This is a genomic window from Fodinicurvata sediminis DSM 21159, assembly GCF_000420625.1.
Classification (GTDB): domain Bacteria; phylum Pseudomonadota; class Alphaproteobacteria; order Kiloniellales; family DSM-21159; genus Fodinicurvata; species Fodinicurvata sediminis.
Window position 1 is genome coordinate 38774 of sequence record NZ_ATVH01000017.1, and the last position, 23659, is coordinate 62432.

Genomic DNA, 23659 nt, shown 5'->3' on the forward strand with positions numbered 1-23659 from the left:
ATGAATTGCCATGATTTCTCCCTCTCCCTATATTTTTCTTGTTCCCATAATTCCCTGAGGGCGAAATACGAGTATTGTTACAATAATAATAAGAGCTACTAGGTCAGAATACTGCTCGTTCGAGAGGGAGAATGCGATCACTTCGGCAAAGCTGACGACAAACGATGCCACGATCGCGCCAGGGATACTTCCCAGCCCCCCCACAATTGCAATGGCGAAGGCTTTGACGAGCCAGAACTCCCACATACCAGGCACCACTGTTATGAGCGATGACACGAGGGTTCCGGCGAGGCCGGCCAAGGCCGCCGACAGGACAATCGTGATGGCCAGTATGGTTTTTGAATCGATGCCGATCAGGCGCGCGCCTTCTGAATTCTGCGCAACCGCTGTTATGGCCTTCCCCCAGCGCGTAGAGTGAAGGAAGTACCAGAGTGCGCTGAGAACGACGAAGCTGACGGCTAGGATGATGAGTTCCTGGTTGAGAATTCTGGCGCCCAGCAGGTTCTGGTTTCCGCCAATTATCGGACTTACGGACGTCCCTGTTACGCCGTACAAAAGGGCCATGATCTCGGATACAAACAAAGAAATGGCCAGGGAAATGACCATAATATACGAGATCGAGTTGATTGCCCTCAAATATATGAATCTGTAGACAAATAGAGAAAATATAGAGACACAAGCCGTAGCCAATATCATTGAAATGATAAGGGAAAATGTACCTGCTTCAGAGAATAACTGACTGAATATGATGAATGTGAAATATGCACCAAGCATGAACAGGGCACCGTGTGCCAGATTAAGAATTCCACCAACTGAGAATACAAGTACAAATCCAACAGCTACGAGCGCGTAAACGCTTCCTCGTGTTGCGCCGAATACAAGTATGTCCATCATTTATTCAGTCCTAGAATTGGCTTCTTCATCGATTAGGTTATTCCTGTTTCTTTATGAAGACTTGAAATGCGCCTTCCAATGTCTTCCTGGGCGCCATCATCTAGCCTTTTCAGCGGCAGTCGCGGCGGCCCAACGATCAGGTCGGTGAATTCGCACCAGGTCTTAAGCGCAGGAACTGGGTTCTTCCCCCCCTGCATTGGCCCGATGATTGTTCGGGAATAGAGGGCGCGCAATCCGGAGAGTTCGGCACTGATCGCAGAGGCTCGCTCCTCCAATCCGCTTTGATGTGCCTGGAAGTATTCCTCTATGGGGCGGCGTTTGCCGCTTTGGAACAGATAGGGCTCGGGATCGGCATAGAGTGTCTGCATGAGTCCGTGCTGGAGGTTTGACAGCCAGTTTTCCTCGATGGGATCGGTTATCGTCAGGCTGTCGCCAAAGCTGTTGTGAAAATCCAAGGCGGTTCTGTTGCCGCTGCCGATCTTTATTCCGGATATTGAGTCACACTCTGCGGCAGCTCGTTCCAGAAAACGCGCACCGAATCCCCCTGAAGTCGCTTCAAGCAGCATGATCGGAAGGCTGACGGACTTTGCTATCCGGTCGATGTAGCGGAGGAGCTCGGCTTCGTCATAAAGGCCGGGCGGAGGCGCGAGGACAATATGATGTGCCCCTGCTGTCTCGGCGTGCTGTGCCAGGGAAATCGAGTCCCGCAGGGAGCCGGCCGTAACGACCGGCGCCACCTTCAATCGCCCTTGCGATGCAGATAGGGTCAGGCGCACAACGTCCTTGCGCTCTTCGACGGTAAGGGACCAGCCCTCCCCCATCACCCCATTGCAGAATACACCGGCCAGCCCCAGCGCATCGGAGAAGTGCACCGCGTTATGCCGGACAGCGGCTTCGTCGAGGCGTCCATCATCGTGAAAAGGCGTGGGGATCGAGGCCCATATTCCCTGCAGCCAGCACTCCGTAGCCGGCGGCCTCTGCGCCACTTGCTGCATCCGTCCCAGTCTCCCGTCGTTTTCTTGTTCATTATCCCGGGGAGCTTATCATAGGATTTCATAATATGCTAAATATTATAATATTTGTATCCTAAGGATGTTAATGCCATACTGACAACAGCGCGCAACGAGATGGGGTCGCTCGACAATGCCCGATTATGGAATTCCGAGGCTTCGGCGAACTGATCAAGTGGTCGAGATGATCAAGAGGTGGGTGGTCCAGCATAACCTGAAGGTGGGGGACCGCCTGCCGCGCGAGCGGGATCTCATCAGCATCCTCAAATGCAGCCGCGGCACGATCCGTGAGGCGCTGAAAATATTGGAATACCAGGGCCTTGTAGAGATCACGCCCGGCGCTGGGGGCGGCACGAGGATTGCCAGGATTTCGTATAACTATGCCAATGAGTTCCTGAGGAATTATTTCTATTTCCAGGACCTTACTTGGGACGGCGTGTATCGGATCCGTGAGCAGCTGGAGCCACTGGTCGCCGAATCCGTTGTGGGCGTATTGGGTGATGCCGAGCTTCAGGCTCTAAGGGAAACGCTCGCCATTTGCGAATCAGGGCTCGCGGGAGAAATTCCGGCGGATCAGCACAGAACAGCTGAACTGGAGTTTCATTCCATACTGGCGCGTTCCTGCCCCGACCCTCTGCTCAGTTTTCTTGCAGGGTTCATCAACGACCTGCTGCGGGATTTCACGGAATACAAGAACGAGATCGAGATCGAGTCCTCAACGTTCGCGGAGGCGGCGTTGAGGTATCACAAGAAACTGCTGCAAGCTTATGAAGATGGAGATGTGAAGGCGGTGCGCAGCCTGATGGCCGACCACATGCATGACGCCCGCTGCATTGTTTCATCGAGAGAGCAAACCATTAAACCCGAATTTCTCCTCCTTCGCACCCGCACGGGAGGGGATGAGGCTGCCGCAGCCTATGTGGCAGGTGGAGGAATGTCGCACAAGCGTGCGGGCTAGCAGGGCGGCGTTCGTGGCTACACCAATAAGAACTTAGGAGTTGGAGGCTATAATGACTTTGAAACATGCAGGATTGTCTGGCGCCTTTGCACTGGCTGCAATGACCGCGCTTTCATCTGGCGCCCTGGCGCAGGATCCCATCAAGATTGGCGTGATTGCGCCGTTTGATACGCCTCCTGGGGAGGGCCTGATCAATGCGGCAGAGATGGCGGCAGAGGATATCAATGCGGAAGGGGGCATTGATGGCCGTGAAGTCGAGCTGATCATCCGGAATGATGAATATGAGGCTGATGTTGGTGTGAGCGCCTATCAGCGCCTGGCTTTGCGGGATGAGGTGGACGTCGTCATCGGAACGGCTTCCAGTGGTGTGTCCATGGCCATAACAGACCATATGGCGCGCTATAAGGTGCCATTCATCTCGACAGGTGCTGCCAGTTTGCAGCTGTCGGAAAAGGTCGCGGACGACTATGATCGCTATAAATACTGGTTCCGTGTCATGCACACGACCAATAATATCGCGGACTCCGTTGGCGATTGGGCTGTCAACTTCCTGAATGCAGAGCTGGGCCTGAACAAGGCAGCGATCCTGGCTGAGAACGCACTCTGGACGGATGGCTTGCTTCCACGCATCAAGGGACATCTTGACGAGGCGGACATTGAGGTCGTTGCGGAAGAATATTTCGATCTGGATACACGTGACTACAGGCCGATCATCTCCCGGATCGAGGATGCGGGCGCTGAATTCATACTGGACTTCTCGTCCCATGTTGACGGTTCCACTTATGTTCGTCAGTGGGGACAGTTGGAAGGCCCGATCATGGGTGGCCTGAATGCCTCGGGCACCTCGTCAAGATTCTGGGAAGACACGGAAGGTGGAGCGCTTGGACATGCCGATCTGATCCAGGGTGGCTATCGCGTGGACCTTACCCCGAATACGATCGAATGGTTCGACCGTTATGTCGAGGCCTACGAAGTGTCTCCTGACTACACCACAGGCTATACCTACGATGCGATGCACATCGTGAAGGCCGCCATCGAAGAGGCCGGCTCGACCGATCCGGACGCATTTGTGGAGGCGATGGAAGCGACGGATCACACCGGTGTGGCAGGGCGCTGGGTCTTCGACGAGAACCACGATCCACTGTTTGGTCCGGACTATCGCGTCATGGGGATGACCCAGTGGCAGGAAGGCGGCGAGAGAGCCGTGGTCTGGCCCGAGAGCATTAAAACGGAAGAGTTCCAGGTTCTTCCCTGGCAGGAATGATCTGAGGAGTCTGCCCCGGATCTCCCTGATGGGCCTCGGCCAACATCAGGGGGATTCGGGGTTTGTTCTGCTCAAACATTGGGAGGACCGGCATGTCGGATATAGAGATCAGGCGATCGCTCGTGATGAGCGAAACCCTGCCACAGGCTTGTGTCGAGAACGAGGGCAGGGATCTGCAAAGAGCGGTCGGGGTGCTGGTGATCGCAAATCCTTTCCTGGGAGAGGAGTCCCGTGACCTTTCAAGGCATTATCATCTCGGTGGCCAGATCGGCGAGTTGCTGGCTCCCAGGGTGGTGTCCGCATTGTCGGAGCCTGCCTACACATATGGAAAGGCGGCATTGGTCGGCACCTCCGGTAGTCACAAGCATGGCGCTGTCCTGCTTCACCCCTCGTTGGGGAAGCCGATCCGTCGAGTGCTGGGAGGAGGCGAGGCTGTCATTCCCTCCAATATCAAGATTGCCAATCCTGGTGACTCGATCGACCTGCCGCTGGCCCACAAGGATGATGCCTGGTCCTTTGATCACCTGGACACAGTAACCGTCTCGATCCCCGAATCTCCGAGAGAGGATGAAATCGTGGTCATGGTTGCCTTTGGCACGGGATCCAGAAGTAAAATATAATAAAGACTGTGACTATGGACTCATTAATACTAAATAAAGGCGTGAATTTACTCTCATTTCTATATGAAAAAAGAGAGATATCTCCTGTAGAGGTTGTAAACTGTATTCTTTCCACTATTTCCAAAATCAACCCAAGGCTGAACGCATTTTTCTACGTGGATGAAGAAGGTGCTCTGGAACAGGCGAGGCTATCTGAATCACGCTGGAAAGGCGGAGAGCCTTTGGGGATTCTGGACGGTGTCCCCTGCACCATAAAGGACTTGGTCCTGACCAAGGACATGCCTACCCGCAAAGGGTCGAGGTCAACGCCTCATTCAGGTCCTTGGGAAGTTGATGCGCCTGTCGTTGAGGCCCTGCGCAAGGCAGGAGGGGTTATACTCGGCAAGACGACCACTTCTGAGTTCGGCTGGAAGGGTGTGGCGGACAGCCCCCTGACAGGTATAACACGCAATCCATGGAACCCCTCTCTCACCCCCGGTGGCTCTAGCGGAGGCGCTGCAGTGGCCGCGGCACTTGGGCTTGGAGTGCTGCATATAGGCAGTGATGCCGGGGGGTCTGTACGCATACCTGGTGCGTTCACAGGTGTGTTCGGGATGAAACCGACTTTCGGTTATGTGCCGCAATGGCCTGCCAGTGCCATGGGGACGCTGTCTCACTTGGGGCCAATTACTCGTAAGGTCGAAGATGCAGCGCTCATGATGGACATCATTGGGCAGGGCGATATCCGGGATTTCCATTCCCTGGAGCCGCGTGAGAGGTCTTGGGCATCCTACGATGAAAATGCCCCGGATATCGCGGAACTGAGTATCGCCTACAGCCCAACGCTTGGATATGCGCACCCCTCTAGGCAAGTTCTCAAAAGGGTCGAAGACTGCGTACGCCTCTTTCAGGAACTTGGTGCCAAGGTTGAGCAGCTTGACCCCGGATTCCCAGATCCCACCGATTGTATTCGGACGCTTTGGTATGCAGGGGCCGCTGGGGCAGTTGATAAATTACCGGAAGACAAACGGGAATTTCTGGATCCTGGATTGATCAAAATAGCCAATAAGGGCACGCGCATATCTGCCCGCGACTACATTGAAGCAACAAATCACCGGATCTCGTTATATGAAAAGATGACGGAGTTTCATCGCAAATGGGATGTGCTCATTACCCCCACTCTGCCCTTTACCGGACTGGAAGTTGGCAAGAACGTCCCGGACAATTGGGAATCGGATGATTGGCTTACCTGGGCGAATTATTGCCACCCCTTCAACCTGACCCAGCAACCGGCCATCTCGGTTCCCTGTGGATATGATGAGTCAGGTCTGCCGGTTGGTGTGCAGATCGTGGCACAGCGTTTTAATGATCGTATTGCGCTCAAGGTGGCCCAGATCATCGAGCATGCATTTCCCGCGAGTTATCCTGACATCGAATTTGTTCTAAGTAGGAAATGATGTCATCCGGCAGTTGGTCCGTTAGGCCAAAGCCGAGGGTCTGCCATTGCGGCAATCCTATCTCAAGGTAGCCAAGTGCGCCCCCTGATGGCCGGGCGCTATGTCCATGCTAAACAGTTCAAGCATTGCAATCGGGAACGGCGTTTCCTGCGCAGCCGACTGGCTTGTCTAATCCGCGACATCAACGAAAGCTGGAGAATCGGCCGGAACTTCAGGCGGCTTTCGCACCATCACTTTCCAAGGCTATTCGTATCCGTCACAAGAAACAGCAGCAGCGCCGGCCTAAACTCTATTCCTGATGGGCGCCCGAGGTGGTCTGCATAGGACTCTTCGACGAGCACAGGAGCGAAAGCTCACAAGCCCTATGAGTTTGGCTGAAAGCTCTCCATCGCCACCCTCACCCCTTTCCCACAACGACCAGGTCGGGGATGGCTAGTTCGTGCTGTATGCTGCGGCCTTCACTGGTCTGCCTTATGACGGGCATGCTCAGCGGCATGTGGTGGTGGAAACCGAGGCGCTTACAGTCTGACGCGAAATCATTTCAATGGATTGACAGCGAAAGACAAGCCACGTCATAGTAATTGAAGAACAATAATAATTATTGCTATTCAATAATGAGGCTTTGATGGGAGTCGAGGTTAAGCGCACTGGCTCGCTTTTGCTTTTAACGCTGAACCGTGAAGAACGGCTGAATGCGTTGGACACGGATATGCGAACGGCCATCGTGGAGGCACTCAATGCTGCTTCCGAGGATGATGAGGTCAGGGCAGTCGTTCTGACTGGCAAGGGCGCGCGCGCGTTCTGTGCCGGGCAGGACCTGAATGAAAGCCGCCAGCTCTCTCCCGATGGTGGCGACGCCTGGATGGACACCTGGCAACGCTTCTTTGCCGCTGTCAGTCAATGCCGCAAGCCCATCGTTGCGGCGGTCAACGGCACGGCCGCGGGCGCAGGACTGCAGCTTGCCCTGATGGCGGACCTGCGCGTGGCCGTGCCAACGGCCCGGTTTTTGATGGCGGAGATCAATGTGGGCCTGCCCGCGATTGCCGGAAGCTATCTGTTGCAGACCCATCTTGGCCAGGCCCGGATGCGCGAACTGGTGCTCACCGGCCGCGTCTTTACTGCAGAAGAAGCCAGTGAATGGGGGCTCGTGCAGGAGACCAGGCCACCTGATCAATTGATGGAGCGCGCTGAGGCCATGGCCCTCCATCTCGCTGAAAAACCTCCGGTCGCGATGCGACTGACACTTGAAATGCTGAGAGGAATGATGCGCCGCGGCCTGTCCGAGGCCGAAACGGCTGCCGTCTCTTATCAATCGGAAGCCATCGCCACCGGGGAACCGCAGGCCCAGATGGCGCGTTTCTTCGAAGCGCGGCGATAAAGCGAAGACGACACACTAAACCCCTAGGAGGCAAAGAATGTATGAGTTCCTGAAGGTGAGTACAGACGGAAAGGTGGGGACCATAACCTTGAACCGTCCGGATGTGCTGAACGCCTGGCATTCACCGATGCGCCGGGAGCTGGCGGCGGCCCTCGAGGCGATGAATGCGGATGAAGAGGTTCGCGCCGTGATCATGACCGGGGCTGGAGATCGGGCCTTCTCCGCCGGACAGGACCTGAACGAGACCAAGTCGTTCGATACCGAGCGTGCGCGCGAGTGGGTCGAGGAGTGGCGTGCCCTCTACAGCGCCATACGCGGCATGACGAAGCCGTTGATTGCCGCTCTGAACGGCGTGGCCGCAGGTTCTGCATTCCAGGTGGCCCTGCAGTGCGACATCCGTGTCGGCCATGCGGGCAGCAAGATGGGGCAGCCCGAGATCAATTCGGGAATCGCCAGCACATTGGGACCCTGGCTGATGAAGGAGATGCTGGGGCTGTCGCGCACCATAGAACTCACATTGACGGGACGCATGATGGACGGGGAGGAGTGCCATCATATCGGCCTCATACATCACCTCGTCGCCGCCGACCAGGTTCATGCCAAGGCGATGGAAGTGGCTGGCGAACTGGCTGAGAAGCCCCCGGTCGCAATGGCACTGAACAAGCGTCGCTTTGCGGAGATGACCCAGCCCGGATTCGAGGATGCCCTTGCAGCCGGCAGCCGGAACCAGAAGGAGGCGTATGCCAGTGGCGAGCCGCAGCGTATGATGGAGCAATTCTTCGCCGAGCGCGAAAAGCGCAAGCAGAACGCCTGATAGGAGGCATCGCGCCGTGGATCTGCTTGAATACCAAGGAAAGAAGCTCTTCGCTCGATACGGAATTCCGATTCCGAAGGGGGCTCTCTGGCCTGAGGTTCCGGAGTGTGCCGGCCCGTTCGTGCTGAAGGCGCAGGTCGCCACAGGCAAGCGCGGCAAGCGCGGAGGGATCCGTTTCGCCGATGATCGAGGGGCAGCCGGACAGACAGTCCAGGAGATGGAATCCCTGTCTTTCGAGGGCGAGACGGCTGCCGCAGTCTATGTGGAGCAGTGCCTCGATATAGACCGCGAAATCTACCTCGCTCTTGCAATCGATCGCGATCGCCGCTGTCCGGTTCTGCTCGCGTCTGCCGAAGGTGGCATCGATATCGAGGAGGCCCCTGCAGACTCCTTGCTGCGCCTGCCGATAGATTCCTTTCTTGGCCTTCGCGGCTTTCATATTGCCGCCGTTGCACGCTGGCTGGGTGTCGAGGGTCAGACGGGTGAGCAGCTGGCAGAGGTGGTCAAGGCGCTCTATTCGCTGATGCTTTCAGAGGACGCGGAACTGGTGGAGATCAATCCGCTTGTGGTGTCCGCTGACGGAAACGTCGTGGCTGCAGATGCCAAAGTCAGCCTGGACGACAATGCCGCCTTTCGCCGCCTTCCCGTGGAAGGGGCGAGTGAGTCCTCGGCCTCTCGACCCTCGTCGTTTGAACAGGCAGTGGCGGAAGCCGGCGCAGTGGGGATCGAGATCGATCCAGATGGGGATATCATTGCCGTCGTCAGTGGTGCAGGGCTGATGATGGCAACGCTGGATATCCTCTGCGAAGCCAAACTCCACGTCAGGGCGGTGGTTGACCTGGGCGGCTCTGTTCTTGCCGGTGGCGAGGTGCTGGGGAAAGTCTTCCAGGCCGTCGTCGCTGCGGGGCCACGAGCAACCTTCCTGAATGCCTATATGCACACCGCCCTGTGCGACGAACTGGCGAGAATGATGATCGAGGCGCAGGATATTGCTCCTCTCGAAGGGCGTGTTCTCGTGCGGCTCAAGGGCAGGAACAGTGATGTCGGGAGGTCCCTTCTGTCGGATCAGGGATTCGATGTCTTTGAGGACCTGGGCCCTGCCATCGAGACGCTGACACAAGCCAGGGAGCTTGTCTGATGGCGATTCTCATTGACGGAAACAGCCGGATCCTCATCCAGGGCATCACGGGTCATACCGGACGCAACCTGGCCCAGAAGATGCGCTCCGAAGAGAGCCCGCTTGTGGGTGGTGTCTCACCCAAACGAGCCGGTGAAGTGGTCAGTGAAGTCCCTGTGTTCGCCTCCTGCTACGAGGCTGTGGCGGCAACCGGGGCGAACTGCAGTTTCGTGTCCGTTCCAGCGCCCCTGGCGTGCGAGGCGGCGCTTGAAGCCATCGATGCAGGGATATCCACCCTGGTTGTCTATACCGAGGGGGTCCCGATCATGGATGCGATCCGCATATCGGCATATGCGCGAAGCCGCGGCGTGCGGGTTCTGGGACCAAACGCGGCGGGCTGTATCAGCCCGGGCCTTGCGAACCTGTCGGACCTGAATGCAGCGCTGCTGCGACGCGGGCCGATCGGGATTGTCTCGAAGAGCGGTACGCTGACCTATGAAGTCATTGAGACACTGAATGCCCATGGATTGGGACAGAGTACCGTTGCCTGTCTCGGAGGTGATCCCGTGGTCGGCATGAGCCATGGCGAGGTGCTGGAACTGTTCGAGGATGATCCCGATACAGAGGCTGTCGTTCTAATTGGCGAGATCGGCGGGCGCAGTGAACTCGATGCCGCCGATTTGGTGGTCCGGATGCGCAAGCCTGTTGTTGCTTATATTGCCGGGCTGCATGCGCCGCCCGGCAAGCGCATGGGCCATGCGGGGGCCATGCTTGGGTCACCCGAGGAGAATGTACCTGGAAAACGCGCCGCGTTGGAGACTGCGGGTGCAAGCGTAGTCAATGATGTAATGGGAATCGGTGAGGTCTTGCGGCGCGTCATGGCCCCAGCAGGGGCAGGCTGAACATCGATTCCACAAGTATAACAAAGGATTGGGAGTACAATCATGTCTAGGACAAAACATCACAAGAAATTTTCGCTGACACGGCGGGAAATGCTTCTCACGACAGGGGCCGGTGTGGCTGTCGGTTCCATGGGGCTGCCCTTCAGTGCACTGGCTCAGGATCGTCTGACGGTTGCCGATCCTGGCGGGCCGTTTGAGGCCGCGTTCGGTGAAGCCTTCTATCGTCCTTTCGAAGAGGCAACGGGCCATACGGTTGCGAATACGGCTCGTGAACACCAACCGACAAGCCAAGTACAATCCATTGTGGAAACAGGTTCCTACAGTTGGGACGTGGTGACAGTTACGCAAGCTGATCAGGTCCTGTTGGGCGGTCGCGACCTGCTTGAGGAACTGGATTGGTCCGGAGAACACATGGACAACATCATGTCCGATGCCCGGACCGATGTCTGGATGGGCACGGATGTCTACGCCACGATTCTGGCCTATCGCAGTGACGCCTTTACGGATAAGGCTCCTGAATCCTGGGCCGATTTCTGGGATGTGGAGAATTTCCCTGGGCGGCGGGCCCTGCGCCGCAGCCCCATCGATACGCTTGAGATCGCACTGATGGCGGACGGCGTTGCCATGGAGGATTTGTATCCTCTTGATATCGACCGGGCATTGGCAAAGCTGGATGAAATCCGTGAGCATGTCGATGTGTGGTGGACCGGTGGTGCGCAGACCAGTCAACTCCTGCAGAGCGGAGAAGTTGATATGCTGCCGACCTGGAATGGTCGTGCTCAGACCGTGATCGACGATGGTGGCCCAGTGGCGATACAGTGGAATCAGGGGCTTTATTCCATCGAAGGTTGGGCTATCCCGAAAGGGAACCCCAAGGCAGATCTGGGCCGTGAGTTCATCAAGTTCTGCGCTGATCCGGAACGGCAGGCGGCCTTTACCGACAAGCTCGCCTATGGGCCGACCAACCCGAAAGCCTATGATTTCATATCAGAGGAACGTGCGCAGTTCCTTCCCACAGCGCCTGACAACCTGGAGCGCATGACACTGGCCAACCAGGGTTGGTGGGGCGAGCATAAGGAAGAAGCGGAGAGCCGTTTCAACGAATGGCTCCTTTCGTGACGCCCAGCATTTCATAGTTTCCGGGACGATGCCGGCAAGTCTCCGGCATCGTCCCTGCGTTGCGATTGTTTTTCAGGCTGTCCCAGCTTCGCTGCGGCCCTACCCGCGACGGGGATGTATAAATGACCACCTCACAGGTGCAGAAGAAACTTCAAGTTCGACAACTTCGTAAAACATTCGGTGACCTTGTTGCCTTGGAAGGGGCCGATCTGGACCTCGCGGACGGTGAGTTTCTCACTCTCCTGGGGCCTTCCGGTTCCGGCAAGACGACCTTGCTCCTGGCAATTGCCGGCTTGAACGAGCCTGACAGCGGCGAGATTCAGATCGATGGGGAAGTGGCGACCTTCCTGCCGCCTTTCAAGCGGGACATCGGGATGGTTTTCCAGAACTATGCCCTGTTCCCGCATATGACGATCTTCGACAACATCGGCTTTGCATTGAAAATGCGTAAGTGGCCGAAAGACCAAATCAGGGAAGCAGTGGAGCGCGTGCTGGAGATTGTTCAGCTCCCTCACGTGGCAACGCGATATCCGCGTCAGCTGTCGGGCGGGCAGCAACAGCGCATCGCACTCGCACGTGCCATGGTTTACGAACCCTCTGTCATCCTGATGGACGAGCCTCTTGGTGCGCTCGACAAAAAGCTTCGCGAGCAACTGCAGCTCGAAATCAAGCGCCTGCACAAGGAGCTCAACATCGCAGTGCTCTACGTCACACATGACCAGGAAGAAGCCCTGGTCATGTCCGATCGTATCTGTTTGATGCGTGATGGGCGCATTGAGCAGCTTGGCACGCCTTCGGAGCTGTATTTTCGACCTCGCTCTGTGTTTGCAGCCGATTTCCTTGGAGAGGCCAACTTGCTGAGCGGTCGCGTGGCCGGACAGGACAACGGGATCGTTTTGGTCGATCTTGTAGACGGAACCCGAGTACGCGGGGTGAGTGACCATGCTCTTACCATCGGTCAGGACGTGCGCATGATGGTCCGGCCGGAAACGATAGGGGTGCTCGCCCAGGGAGAAAACGCGGAGAATGTGCTGGAAGCCCGCTTCAGTGAAGAAGTCATGAGTGGCAGTACGACGCAAAGCTTCTTCACCATAGGATCCGAGCAGCAACTCTTTACCAAGTCCTTGACCCAGACAGGAGCGTCTGTGGCGAACGGTGACTCCCTGCGTCTGGGATGGGCGTCAGAGCGTGCCGTCGTTCTTCCGGACGAATGAGCAGGAATGGGAAGATGATGGGGTCAATAGTCTCAAAAAGTTCCCGTGGGCGGTTGCCGTGGCCGCTTTTGCCCGCCCTGCTCTTTCTTGCATCTGCTTTTGTCTACCCTGTCGTTCTGCTGCTCAGCCAGAGCGTCAGCGGAGAGCAGGGAGGATTTACGCTAGACCACTACCTTAAGCTGCGGGAATCCTTTGTCGTTGGGCAGGTCCTGGCAACAACCTTCAAGATTGCCGGCTGGACGGCGGTATTCTCGGTGCTGGCTGCCTATCCAGTTGCGTTCCTGCTTTCCACGGTGGGCAAGGACCGGCGCAATTTCCTCATCATCTGGGTGCTGATGCCGTTCTGGACCAGTTTTCTAGTCCGGACCTTCGCGTGGATCGTGCTGCTTGGCCGCAATGGTGCCATCAACCAGTTCGCCGCGGCTCTCGGCCTGCCGGAAATGCCGAGTATGCTCTATAATTTTACTGGCGTAATGATCGGCATGGTGCATGCACTGATGCCCTTGTGCGTTCTGACCATGCTGTCCGTCATGGAGGGCATCGACCAGAATCTGACACGCGCGGCCAGCACACTCGGGGCACGCCCCTCCCAGGCCTTTCTGCGTATCTACTTACCGCTGTCCATTCCGGGGATGGCAGCTGGCGGATTGCTGGTCTTCATCACCGCGCTTGGTTTCTTCATCACGCCTGCATTGCTGGGTGGTGAAAGAGAGACCGTGATCGTCCAGTTGATCATCTTCCAGATCAAGGACTTGCTGAACTGGGGGTTTGCAGGTGCAATCGCCGTTATGCTGCTCGTCGTGGCTCTGGTCGTGTTCTTCTTCTATGATCGCCTCGTGGGGCTTTCCACCTTGTCGGGCGGAGCCATGCGCGCGGATGACAGGCCTTGGCGCAATCCGATCGGGTGGGGCGGGCGCAAGCTTGGCGCCTTGATAATCGAGGTCCTGGCCTTTGTTTGCGAGAGCATAGGCCGTGGCCTGGAGATGCTGCGGCCAACCCGTCCAGACCGGCCGAGGGCGCCGTCTGGGCGGCGGGTTCTGTGGGTTGCTGCTGGCCTGATCCTCTTTTTCCTGGCCGGGCCGGCTTTCTTCATCATACCGGTCAGCTTTACCGAAGGGAACTTCCTGGGCTGGCCGCCCGAGGGTTTCTCGCTGAAATGGTATGATTCCGTATTCCAGGATCCCCTCTGGATCGAGGCAGCCGCGCGGTCACTGATTGTCGCTCTGCTCGCCGGAACCATGGGGCTGCTGCTCGGAGTGCCTGCAGCATTCCACATCGTCAGGCGCTCGCGCTACAAGACGGCACTGATCGGCTTCCTGGTCTCACCCATCATCATGCCGAATATCATCATTGCGGTGTCGCTGTTTTATCTGTTTGCAGGCATAGGCCTTGTCGGTACGACCATCGGGCTGGCCATTGGTCATACCGTGCTGGCCGTCCCCTATGTCGTCGTGACGGTCGTTGCCATTCTCAAGCAGTATGATGAACGTCTCGACCAGGCTGCCTATACCCTTGGGGCCAACAAGGCGAAGACGTTCCGGTATGTCACTTTTCCTCTGCTCAAGTCAGGTTTGATCGCAGCCTTCATGTTCGCCTTCGTCATCTCCTTTGATGAATTGACGATCGCCCTGTTCCTCGCCGGCGGACAGATGACTACACTGCCCAGGCAGATGTGGGACAATGCCCTTCTGCAGGTCTCTCCCACGCTCGCTGCCGTGGCTGCGTTGGTCCTACTGTTCATGACCGCAATCATTCTCATCTCCGAGTACATGCGTCGCCGGGGAGAGAGGACGTGAGCGACCAGGCTTCGACTTATACGGACCCGTTGGCTCTGCGGCTTCCCGTTCATGGCGAAGAGGCCCCGAAAACCTATTGGCATGCGACAGCGGGAACGGCCCCGTACGACGATGGTGTGCTCACGCAGGATCTGACCTGCGAAGTTGCCGTTATCGGGGGCGGATATACCGGCCTGTCCTCTGCCTATCAGCTGGCGCGATTGGGAATCGGACCTGTTGCGGTCCTGGAGGCCAATCGCCCTGGCTGGGGCTGCAGTGGGCGCAACGGCAGTTTTGCCCGCCCTGCCATAGGGCGTATTCCCTATGAAGAGTGGGACCGTCGTTGGGGCAGCGACACGGCGGATGCAATGTTCTCAGAAGCCCTGGCGGCCTTGCAATCCGTCCGCGAAATCATATCCGAGGCTGCTATTGATTGCGAAGCCATGCCGGAGGGCTGGCTGAAAGTTGCTCACAGGCCAGAAAAGGTTTCTGCTCTACAGGCGGAAAGAGCGCTGCTCCAAGAACGCTTTGGTCTCGATGTCGATTATCTGGACGGTGAGCGCCTGGCGGCGGAGCATGTTCGTGGTGGAGAGGCTTATGCAGCTTTGCGGTGGCCGGTTTCCTTTGCCATGCATCCTGTAAAATTGGCCTATGGGCTCGTGAACGCGGCGCGCGAGGCGGGCGCCAGTGTCCATAGCGGAACACCCGTTATCGGGCTGTCCAAGGAGGGGGCGTATCACCGCCTGACCACCCCGGCTGGTGAAGTGCGGGCGCGCCGTGTGATCATCGCGACAAACGGCTATTCCGTTGAGAAGCTGTTCACTCCGCTGCGCAATCGACTCTTGCCCGTTCTGTCAAACGTCGTCGTAACGCAACCCCTGACAGCCGAGGAAAAGGCCGAAGGGAATTTTCACACCACGGACTGCATCAGTGATACCCGCAAGATGCTGTATTACTATCGGCGTCTCCCCGATGATCGGATCATGCTTGGAGGGAAGGGGCCGGTGCGCCCCGGCCCCGCCGCCATGGCGCGTCACAGAGACGCTCTGCTGGCTGCAATTAGCAGGAAATTCCCCTTCATGAAGAACCCTTGCGCCGACTACTTCTGGGGTGGCTGGGTGGCTCTTACCTTTGATTCTATTCCGCATGTCTCCACTGCCGAAGACGACAGAACGTTACACTACGCCATGGGATATATAGGCAGTGGTGTCTCCTGCAGTATTCATGCCGGACGCCGGCTGGCGGAGCATATTTCTGGAGGGCGGCAAGAGCTTCCCGTACCAATGTCGAGAGGTCTTCCGAAATATCCTTTTGCTGCATTTCGCCGTGTCGGACAGGCCATCGCAATGTCCTGGTTCGCGCGCAAGGACGAGAGGGGACTTTGATGGAGAGCAAACCTCCGGAGCGACGGATTGCCGTAGTGGGCGCCGGGATTGTTGGCGTTTCCTGTGCATGGCAACTCCAGAAGCGAGGGTTCCAGGTCACTCTGATTGATCGGCTGCAGCCAGGCGACGCCTGTTCCTTTGGCAATGCCGGAGTAATTGCGACGAGTTCCTGCATTCCTCTAGTCATGCCTGGAACCTGGCGGAACGTTCCGAAATGGCTCCTGGACCCGGATGGGCCCCTGGCGATCGATCTTCGCGATGTGCCGCGCTTGGCCAGCTGGTTTCTCCAGGCCCAGCGCATGGCGACCTCTGACGGCGTTCATGCTGCTGCCAAGGCGTTGCACCGACTTCATGCGCCGGCACTCACCGATCATCTGGATCAGGCGACGGAGGCAGGATGTGATCACCTGCTTCGCCGCTGCGAGTATCTGCATGTCTATAGGACGACTGCTGCATATCGAGCGGATCGGTCTGGTTGGCAGTTGCGCCGGGATCTTGGCATTCCGATGCGTGAAGTGGGCGCGCAGGAATTGCAGGAGCTGGAGCCGGCATTATCGGAAGGTTATGCGTGTGGTGTGCTGCTGGATGGACATGGAGCGGCACTGGACCCTGGCGGTTTGGTCAAGGCGCTTGCGAGTGACTTTATGAGCCGGCAGGGACGATACATTCAGGCAGAAGTAGGCAATATCAGACCAGGTGATCCGCGTGGCGTGAGCGTGATGGCCGGGGGAGAGGAATTACAGTTTGATACGCTGGTTCTGGCAGCGGGTGCTTGGTCCGCACAGCTGGCAAAGGTAATCGGACACGATTTTCCCCTGGTCGCGGAGCGAGGCTATCATGTCATGTTTCGCGAACCGGGCGTCAGCTTGAATCGTCCTGTGATGTTCGCCGAGTCAAAGTTCGTGGCAAATAGCATGAATGCCGGATTACGAGTTGCGGGTACGGCTGAGTTTGCCGGAATAAAGCGCCCGGCCAAGGCGAAGCGAATTGAAATGCTGAAGCGTTTGGCATCCGAGTGCCTTTCAGGTTTGAATCCCGGCCAACAGACCTCCTGGATGGGACCCAGACCAAGTTTGCCGGACACCCTACCGGTAATCGGCCGTTCGCATCTGCACCCGGATGTTCTCCTGGCTTTCGGGCATGGTCATACAGGCCTGACGGCAAGTGCTACGACCGGGCGGATCATTGCGGCTTTGGCAGCAGATGAAAGCCCAGAGATCGACATAAGCGCTTTTCGGCCAGAGAGGTTCCCTGCAAAATCATCAGGCCCAACACCTGGAAAATTTCGGACTGGCCAGAAAGCCTCAGAGACAGTCGGATGACGGCACCTCTCTATCTCACAGATGAGGATGTAAAGGCGACAGCTCTGTCGATCGGTGAATTGGCTGATGCCCTTGTCCCGGCTTTTCGAAAGCGTTCTGAGGGGGTGGTTATGATGCCAGCCAAGACCGGGATGTACCCCACAGGGTCGGATGCGTATTTCCATTCCATGCCTGCGTTTGTGCCTGGTGTTGCGGCAGGCGTGAAGTGGGTTGCTGGGTCTCCTTCCAACAGCAGTCGCGGCCTGGCGCATATTCATGCGCACCTAATACTCTCTGATGATGAGACAGGGGAAACGAAAGCCGTTATTGAAGCGGGGTACCTGACCGGCCTGCGAACGGCTGCCCTGTCCCTGCTGGCCGCCCGCTCCCTGGCAAATCCCGAAGCGAAGCGTTTGGGGTTTATCGGCAGCGGATTTCAGGCTCAAACCCATTTGCAGGCTTTTGCCGAAGAGTTTTCCCTACACCAGGTTGCCATCTACGGTCCGCGCCCGCAGAGCGTCAGAGCCTTCGAAAACTATGTTGCGGATCATTTCGGCCTGGAAACGGTTTCCTGCTCACATGCGGAAGAAGTGCTGGCGTTGAGTGATATAGTCGTAACCACTGTTCCGGCCCATCGTGACCTGGAAGGGTTCCTTGATGCGGGCGCCCTTCCAGAGGGTGCTTTCGTATCCATGGTGGATCTGGGTCGTTCGTGGAAGGCGACCACGGTAGGGGAATTCGACCGCTGCATGACGGACGATCTGGAACAGAGTAAGGCACTCGCTCATAACAATGCAGCGTTTTCTGGGATGTCCTTCTCAGGCGACCTTTCGGGCTTGCTGGTAGGGAAAGTCGAAGGACGCCGGAATGCTTCGGAGCGTATCGCCTTCCTGTTTCCTGGCGTTGCCTTGGCGGATATCGTTGCCGGAAACATGATCCTGGATCGAGTCCAGGCAATGCCACTACGTTAGATCTTTCGGCCACCCAAGGCTTTCGTAATCGCCCATGCTGTTTCGATTACAACGGGAGCCAAATCCCGTTCGGCTTCCTCGATGGACCACCGTGGGTGGGGGACTGCGATATTAATGGCAGCGACGACGTCCCCTGCATGATTGCGAATTGCAGCGGCGATCGATATGTCGCCCAGGAAAGATTCCTGATTGCTCAGTGCGTACCCAAAATGACGAACTTCCTCGAGCTTCCTTTCGATTTCGGCAAGCTCGGTTATGGTGAATTTGGTTCGGGCTTGGCGATTTGACCTTTCAAGTATATCAGACGCTTGATCAGGCCGAATTCCCGCCAAAATGGCTCTCCCAGGAGCCGTGCAATATACAGGCAAGCGTTGCCCAAGAAGAATATCCACACTGATCAAATGGCGACTGGGAAGCCGTGAAACATAGATAACCTCCTTGTCGTCAAGCTCGGTCAGGTTGACGGTTTCGTCCGTTCGCTTGCTGGCTTCCAGGAGGTAAGGAAACGCCTTTTCGACAAGGTAATCGTTGCGAAGATAGGTGAAACCAAAGTCCAGAACCTTGGGGGATAGAGTGTAGCGTTTGGTGAACTTGTCCTGCCGCAGATATCCAAGCGCTTTCAGTGTGTAGATGAACCTCTGTGTGGCACTTCGTCCAAGGCCTGTAGATTCGGTGATTTCAGTCAAGCTTTGCGGTTGTCTGTGTTCCTGAAATACCTGAAGGATGCGTAACGCCTTTTCTGCGCTTCCTACAAATAAACGGGGGTCTATATTATTATTATCTTGGTCTCTATCGGGCATTTTACTGTTATTTATACATAAACATGAAGTATATTATTGGAATGCTATCCCGTCGCGCTTATTGCGAGGATAGAGATCATCGTATAGGCTGGAACAACTCACACTACAAAATATTGTAGCATTGCATAGTTGTACCTTAAATCCCTGATACGGCAACACTGAACGTGTGACCAGAGAAGTCTTGGCCGTTGAGCGATCTGCTGTGAGAAAACGGCCTGGAAAGGTCCTTCACCTAGCCTGTGCTTCTCTATGGGAGCTTATCTGAAAGCCTTGAAGACTTTTTGAAGTAATTGAGACTCATGAGTTAGCCGGGGCTATTAAACTCTATCAACGAGGGCATACCAAGCCGCTAGCGCACTGACAGCAGGTTTCCGTAGAAAATAGAACGGTATGGTTCGCACTGGGGTGATCGGAAAATTCAGGTCCTCATTCGCTGTACCGCTGGCCTTGTCGGCCAGGACCCGCCCCATGGCAGTGGCCATTGCTACGCCGCGACCGTTGAAGCCCAATCCCGCGATCAAGCCCGGCTCGATCTCGTGCAGATGCGGGAAGTGATCCTTGGTCATGGCGACGAAGCCGCCCCACTGGTGTTCCCATTCCGGCTCGCCTAGCTGTGGGTACAAATGGCAGGCTCGATTTCTCAGGCGCGCCATTTGAGCCTTGATGCCGCCATCGCCATAGGCTCCACGACCCCCGATCAGGAAGCGTCCGTCTTGGTCCAGACGGTAATAGACCAGCAGCTTGCGAGTGTCGGAAGCCACTTGGCCATAGGGCAGTATAGAGCGGCGCACATTTTCGGAGAGCGGAGCGGTTGCTACCTGCACGGAGCAGGCCGGCACCACGCTGCGCCTTAGGCGTCCGGTCAGTGCCGGCGTATAGGCATTGGTGGCCAGTACTACCTTGCCGCTGCGCACCGAACCCAAGGACGTTCGAATCAGGAAGCCGTCGCTTTGGCGATCCAGAGAGATGACGCGACTTTGCCCAAAAAGACGCACCCCTTGACTGATGGCGGCACGGGCCAGTCCCAGCGTGTAGTTTAAGGGATGGACCCCGCCACCGCGCCGGTCAATCAGTCCTCCATGATAAGCTTCACTGCCCAGCAGTTCATAGACCAGCTGTTTGCTGAGCGGTTCGATATCGGCCCCGCGTCTTTGCCACTGTTCCGCCCGTTCCTGGCAGGCCTTGATGGCGTCTGAATTGTGGGCGGACTGAATCCAACCCTCGCGCACCGCGCCGCATTCGATACCGTACTTCTCGATCAGATCGAACACCAGATCAGGCGCCCTCCCGGCAAGCTGCACCATGCGCCCACCCATTTCGCGCCCGAAAAGCGCCTCGATAGTATCGGGATCCTCTTTCAGGCCGGGGATGACTTGGCCGCCGTTGCGTCCCGAGGCCCCCCAGCCCGGGTGCTCGGCTTCCAGGACTGTTACGGAGACGCCTTTCTCGGCCAAATGGATTGCCGTGGATAGTCCGGTGAACCCCCCGCCTACTACCGTCACGTCACATTGCAGATCTTCACTGAGCGGCGGTGTGTCGGGGGTTGGATTCGATGTTGCTGTCCATGTAGAATTGGCGAGGACGGGGCGTTCGCTATCTATGGTCATTTGAAAGAGTTCCTGAAGGTACAGCTATTCTGCGCCGGTTTAGGGGCAGCTGGTATTGGTTCTGAAGGTATTTAGTAAATAGCCGGGGCCACTATCCACGCGACACGACAATCCCTGTCGCCTGCGCACCAGAATCGATGAAGCTTTACAGCCTCGAAAGCAAAGCTGTCGCCTGTCTCAAGAGTGTAGGATCTCCCATTCACTTCCAGGCCTAAAGTGCCTTCCAGCACTGTTCCGCATTTGGCACCCTCAGAATTGTTGTATGCTTTTTCTCCTGAACTGCCACCCGGACGAAGTGTGATGAACATCATCTGAATAGCTGGGCAGCTATCAGGTGTCAGAAGCTCCTTGACCATTCCTTTGCCGTTCAGATCGAGAATCCTACGATTTTCACTGCGTACGACAACGGGGTCCTCTTCATCTGCATCCCTGCCTCCACTATCGAACAGCCATCCCATCGGCATATCCAGCGCGCTGCAGATGAGGCGCAAGGAGCGAAGCGAGGGCGATGAGATGTCACGTTCAATTTGACTCAGTTGGCCTATTGAGATGCCGCTGCGGTCTGCAATCTCTTGTAGCGACAATCCACGCACTTTACGCCGAAGGCGCAGTTTGCGACCGATGCTACCGCTAGGCATTTCGTTTGATGTCCTGCTTCGCGCAACGCTCACGAAAGACCCCTTCTTCTTGCAATCATGTTTTCTTCATTCATAATGAAAAAAACATGACAATAGTTCAATATTTATGTTGGAGATAAAAACGAAAATTCAATTATAGACTGCAGAAAGGCTTCGGTATAGGCACGCCATGTGTGCCTATTGATGCGCACCAACTCGACAGGAGGCTGTACGGGCCTTCTGTTATCGAGCATGCAAGGCCGCTTTTTTTGAGGCGAGTTCCAAGCGATCGCTGCCCGCTTTTGCTGCATCCACTTTCCGTTCGCCCGGATATATGGGGCCTTATCCGTTCAATCTTTCTTTAGGCAGAGCGACTTTATGCAAGGCATACAAAGTGTGCCAGATTTTGATGGTCAATCATCATGAAATAAGCCCTACATTGCACACCAACCAAGTTCCATGCACCAACCGGTAAGGAGTGAAAATGTCTCTTTATTGGCTCCATGTATCTCTCTAATCTGATGAGAGTCCCATGGTTGACCTATAATCAATAAAGATCAAGAACAGGAGATGAAGACATTGAGCGAACGGAAACCTTTTGAGAAAACAAAGTGGGAACTGGTGCCGGGTGCCACGGCCTTGGTGGTCATAGATCCGCAAAATGATTTTCTCGATCCTGATGGTTGGTATGCGCAAAGCGGGGTCGATATTTCTCATATGCGCCGCACGATAGAACCAACCAAGAACTTGGTTGAAGAGGCGCGTTTACGTGACGTTCCGATAGTATGGACTCGACATGGTTTTCATGACGAGCGGGATGCCGGTGTGTTTCTGCGCCTGCGGCCTTTTCTAAAAGAAGGCGGATTGCGAATTAATTCTTGGGGGTACGAAATACATGACGAGGTTGGTGCCCGACCTGACGATTGGTATGTGGAAAAAAATCGCCTCAGTGCTTTCTACAATACAAACTTGGAACTCATTCTCCGCTCGCTATCTGCTGAAACTGTACTCTTTGCCGGTGTTCTGACCAACCAATGTGTTGCTGCAACTTCCAAAGATGCCAACTTCCGTGACTTCAAGCCTATAGTGGTTGAGGAGGCGACGGGAACCACACTGCCTCATCTTCACGATCCGGCGATCGAAATGATATCTGTAGGATGGGGTGAGGTGCGCGGTCTTGAGGCCGCCCTTTCCGAACTGCAGGCGTTGTAATTGTCATTTCTCATTGCGCCCTCTTGAGATCTTTCTGGGATTGTTCCCAAATATGAAGGGACCTGACCAGAAGGAGAGCAGGTTCAACAAAGGGTAGTTTCGTGGTGTTGTGCGTGAGCGTGAATCCGTACTGAAGGTCTCTGAACTTTTGCCACAAGCACGGCACGCCGGCGGCGGCATGTGGCTTACTAGTTTCTGCCCGCTGGTTGGCGGCGTAAGGAGAGAAACGCGCCCGCTAGAATCAGTAAGGCACTGCTTAGCAGGGCGGGATGCAACGGTTCATCCAGTACAAGATGACTGAGGAAGACGCCGAAAACCGGTGAAAGTAGAAGAAACTGACCGGCTGCAGTTGCCGAAGTCCGCGTCAGGGCGCGCGCCCAGCACCAAAAGCCAAGGCTTGTGGGGACCAACCAGTTGTAGACGACAATCGTGACGTATTCCGGAGAAAAGGTGATTGGTTCATCGCTTTCAAGGACAAGCGCGATGATGGTCATGCTCAGTGCGGCTGAGCAGAGTTGCCAAAAGACCTGCTGCCAGAAATTGCTCCGCCATTGCCGTAAGCGGTAGAGCACGGAACCAAGGGCCCAGCCGAGCGTGGCTGTAAGTGCAACGGCAGAGCCGATCAGGGTGCCGCCGCCCGTCCATTCCATGCTCACTATATCCGTCAACAGACACAAGCCGCTCAACCCAAGGGTGGCGCCGATAACCATGCGCCAGGAGATTCCTTCACGAAGCACCGGTAGGCTGATGATCATAGCCCAGATCGGCATGGAATATGCGATCAGAACGGTGCGACTGGCTTCGATCCAGAGCATGGCCACAGTGGTTAAGCCGGTCATGACCGTGACCTGAAGCAGGCCGATAATGGCCATGAATCCCGCCTCTCCACGTACCGGGATCAAATCGCGTCCACGCCCGGCCAGACAAAGGCCAATGCCAATGACCATAACAGCCCCTGAATAGCGCAGTGCATTAAAGGTAAGAGGGCCGCTGTCCTCGAGAGCGACCTTGACCCAAGTGTAATTGCCACCCCACGCGAAGACGAGAACGCTCAATAGAGCGACCGTCAAAGGCCATCCGCGCCAATAGCTGCTCATGATCTGATGTTTGCCGCCGCCTGGGGAAGGTGGTGCTGTGTTCTAGTCGATCCTAGTCGGGCTGTGGAGGCGGGCGAGACTGGCATGTTCATGCGATGTTTCCGCAGTTTGGCATAACGTAATAATCTTGCTTAGTTCATGCGATACTAAAAAAATAATAGAAAATCT

21 protein-coding genes are annotated in these 23659 nt (G+C 56.2%); 15 read left to right on the forward strand and 6 right to left on the reverse strand.

Annotation, left to right across the window (positions count from 1 at the left end):
- Positions 1-27 precede the first annotated feature (27 nt).
- On the reverse strand, positions 28-894 hold the full coding sequence (locus tag G502_RS0114205) for a branched-chain amino acid ABC transporter permease (protein ID WP_022729344.1): 867 nt from the start codon (positions 892-894) through the stop codon (positions 28-30).
- Between the two features lie 32 nt (positions 895-926).
- Positions 927-1889 carry a dihydrodipicolinate synthase family protein gene (locus tag G502_RS0114210; protein WP_022729345.1) on the reverse strand — a complete coding sequence of 321 codons (963 nt, stop codon included), beginning with the start codon at positions 1887-1889 and terminating at the stop codon, positions 927-929.
- 190 nt (positions 1890-2079) lie between these two features.
- Here G502_RS0114210 and G502_RS20385 point away from each other — a divergent pair, with 190 nt between their 5' ends.
- The 14 genes from G502_RS20385 to G502_RS0114280 all read left to right on the forward strand — a co-directional run bounded on the left by G502_RS20385 (position 2080) and on the right by G502_RS0114280 (position 18158).
- The gene (locus tag G502_RS20385; RefSeq protein WP_162140987.1) at positions 2080-2862 is read left to right on the forward strand and encodes a FadR/GntR family transcriptional regulator; all 783 of its coding nucleotides are present in this window, start codon (positions 2080-2082) and stop codon (positions 2860-2862) included.
- Positions 2863-2914: 52 nt separating this feature from the next.
- Positions 2915-4126 (forward strand): ABC transporter substrate-binding protein, encoded by a 1212-nt coding sequence (locus G502_RS0114220; protein WP_081649822.1) that lies wholly within the window; start codon positions 2915-2917, stop codon positions 4124-4126.
- Between the two features lie 92 nt (positions 4127-4218).
- Complete coding sequence (locus G502_RS0114225) at positions 4219-4746, forward strand: amino acid synthesis family protein (protein WP_022729348.1); 528 nt, start codon at positions 4219-4221, stop codon at positions 4744-4746.
- Between the two features lie 14 nt (positions 4747-4760).
- Positions 4761-6182 (forward strand): amidase, encoded by a 1422-nt coding sequence (locus G502_RS0114230; RefSeq protein ID WP_022729349.1) that lies wholly within the window; start codon positions 4761-4763, stop codon positions 6180-6182.
- Positions 6183-6807: 625 nt separating this feature from the next.
- Positions 6808-7560: an enoyl-CoA hydratase/isomerase family protein gene (locus G502_RS0114235; protein WP_022729350.1), complete on the forward strand. Its 753-nt coding sequence runs from the start codon at positions 6808-6810 to the stop codon at positions 7558-7560.
- A 37-nt stretch (positions 7561-7597) separates the two neighbouring features.
- On the forward strand, positions 7598-8374 hold the full coding sequence (locus G502_RS0114240) for an enoyl-CoA hydratase/isomerase family protein (protein WP_022729351.1): 777 nt from the start codon (positions 7598-7600) through the stop codon (positions 8372-8374).
- A gap of 16 nt (positions 8375-8390) precedes the next feature.
- Complete coding sequence (locus G502_RS0114245) at positions 8391-9512, forward strand: ATP-grasp domain-containing protein (RefSeq protein ID WP_022729352.1); 1122 nt, start codon at positions 8391-8393, stop codon at positions 9510-9512.
- Complete coding sequence (locus G502_RS0114250) at positions 9512-10393, forward strand: succinate--CoA ligase subunit alpha (RefSeq protein ID WP_022729353.1); 882 nt, start codon at positions 9512-9514, stop codon at positions 10391-10393. Before G502_RS0114245 ends, G502_RS0114250 begins: the two co-directional genes overlap by 1 nt.
- Positions 10394-10435: 42 nt before the next feature.
- Positions 10436-11512: an ABC transporter substrate-binding protein gene (locus G502_RS0114255; RefSeq protein WP_022729354.1), complete on the forward strand. Its 1077-nt coding sequence runs from the start codon at positions 10436-10438 to the stop codon at positions 11510-11512.
- Positions 11513-11634: 122 nt separating this feature from the next.
- Positions 11635-12726 carry an ABC transporter ATP-binding protein gene (locus G502_RS20390; RefSeq protein ID WP_022729355.1) on the forward strand — a complete coding sequence of 364 codons (1092 nt, stop codon included), beginning with the start codon at positions 11635-11637 and terminating at the stop codon, positions 12724-12726.
- A gap of 14 nt (positions 12727-12740) precedes the next feature.
- Positions 12741-14522 carry an ABC transporter permease subunit gene (locus G502_RS0114265; RefSeq protein WP_211217844.1) on the forward strand — a complete coding sequence of 594 codons (1782 nt, stop codon included), beginning with the start codon at positions 12741-12743 and terminating at the stop codon, positions 14520-14522.
- Entirely contained in the window at positions 14519-15886 is a 1368-nt protein-coding gene (locus tag G502_RS20395; RefSeq protein WP_022729357.1) for an NAD(P)/FAD-dependent oxidoreductase, read from the forward strand. Before G502_RS0114265 ends, G502_RS20395 begins: the two co-directional genes overlap by 4 nt.
- The gene (locus tag G502_RS20400) at positions 15886-17208 is read left to right on the forward strand and encodes an NAD(P)/FAD-dependent oxidoreductase (protein ID WP_022729358.1); all 1323 of its coding nucleotides are present in this window, start codon (positions 15886-15888) and stop codon (positions 17206-17208) included. Before G502_RS20395 ends, G502_RS20400 begins: the two co-directional genes overlap by 1 nt.
- Complete coding sequence (locus G502_RS0114280) at positions 17205-18158, forward strand: ornithine cyclodeaminase family protein (protein WP_022729359.1); 954 nt, start codon at positions 17205-17207, stop codon at positions 18156-18158. The genes G502_RS20400 and G502_RS0114280 overlap by 4 nt, the downstream gene beginning before the upstream one ends.
- On the opposite strand, the gene G502_RS0114285 is transcribed toward G502_RS0114280, so the two are convergent.
- The 3 genes from G502_RS0114285 to G502_RS0114295 all read right to left on the reverse strand — a co-directional run bounded on the left by G502_RS0114285 (position 18155) and on the right by G502_RS0114295 (position 21203).
- Positions 18155-18958, reverse strand: coding sequence for an IclR family transcriptional regulator (locus G502_RS0114285; protein ID WP_022729360.1), 804 nt, complete (start codon positions 18956-18958; stop codon positions 18155-18157). The genes G502_RS0114280 and G502_RS0114285 overlap by 4 nt on opposite strands.
- 317 nt (positions 18959-19275) lie before the next feature.
- Entirely contained in the window at positions 19276-20565 is a 1290-nt protein-coding gene (locus G502_RS0114290) for an NAD(P)/FAD-dependent oxidoreductase (RefSeq protein ID WP_022729361.1), read from the reverse strand.
- 71 nt (positions 20566-20636) lie between these two features.
- Positions 20637-21203, reverse strand: a complete 567-nt coding sequence (locus G502_RS0114295; protein ID WP_022729362.1) for a cupin domain-containing protein — start codon at positions 21201-21203, stop codon at positions 20637-20639.
- 549 nt (positions 21204-21752) lie between these two features.
- Between G502_RS0114295 and G502_RS20405 the strand changes: the two genes are divergently transcribed.
- Positions 21753-22394, forward strand: coding sequence for a cysteine hydrolase family protein (locus tag G502_RS20405; RefSeq protein WP_022729363.1), 642 nt, complete (start codon positions 21753-21755; stop codon positions 22392-22394).
- 188 nt (positions 22395-22582) lie between these two features.
- Here G502_RS20405 and G502_RS0114305 read toward each other — a convergent pair whose 3' ends face one another.
- Complete coding sequence (locus G502_RS0114305) at positions 22583-23491, reverse strand: DMT family transporter (protein WP_081649823.1); 909 nt, start codon at positions 23489-23491, stop codon at positions 22583-22585.
- Positions 23492-23659 lie beyond the last annotated feature (168 nt).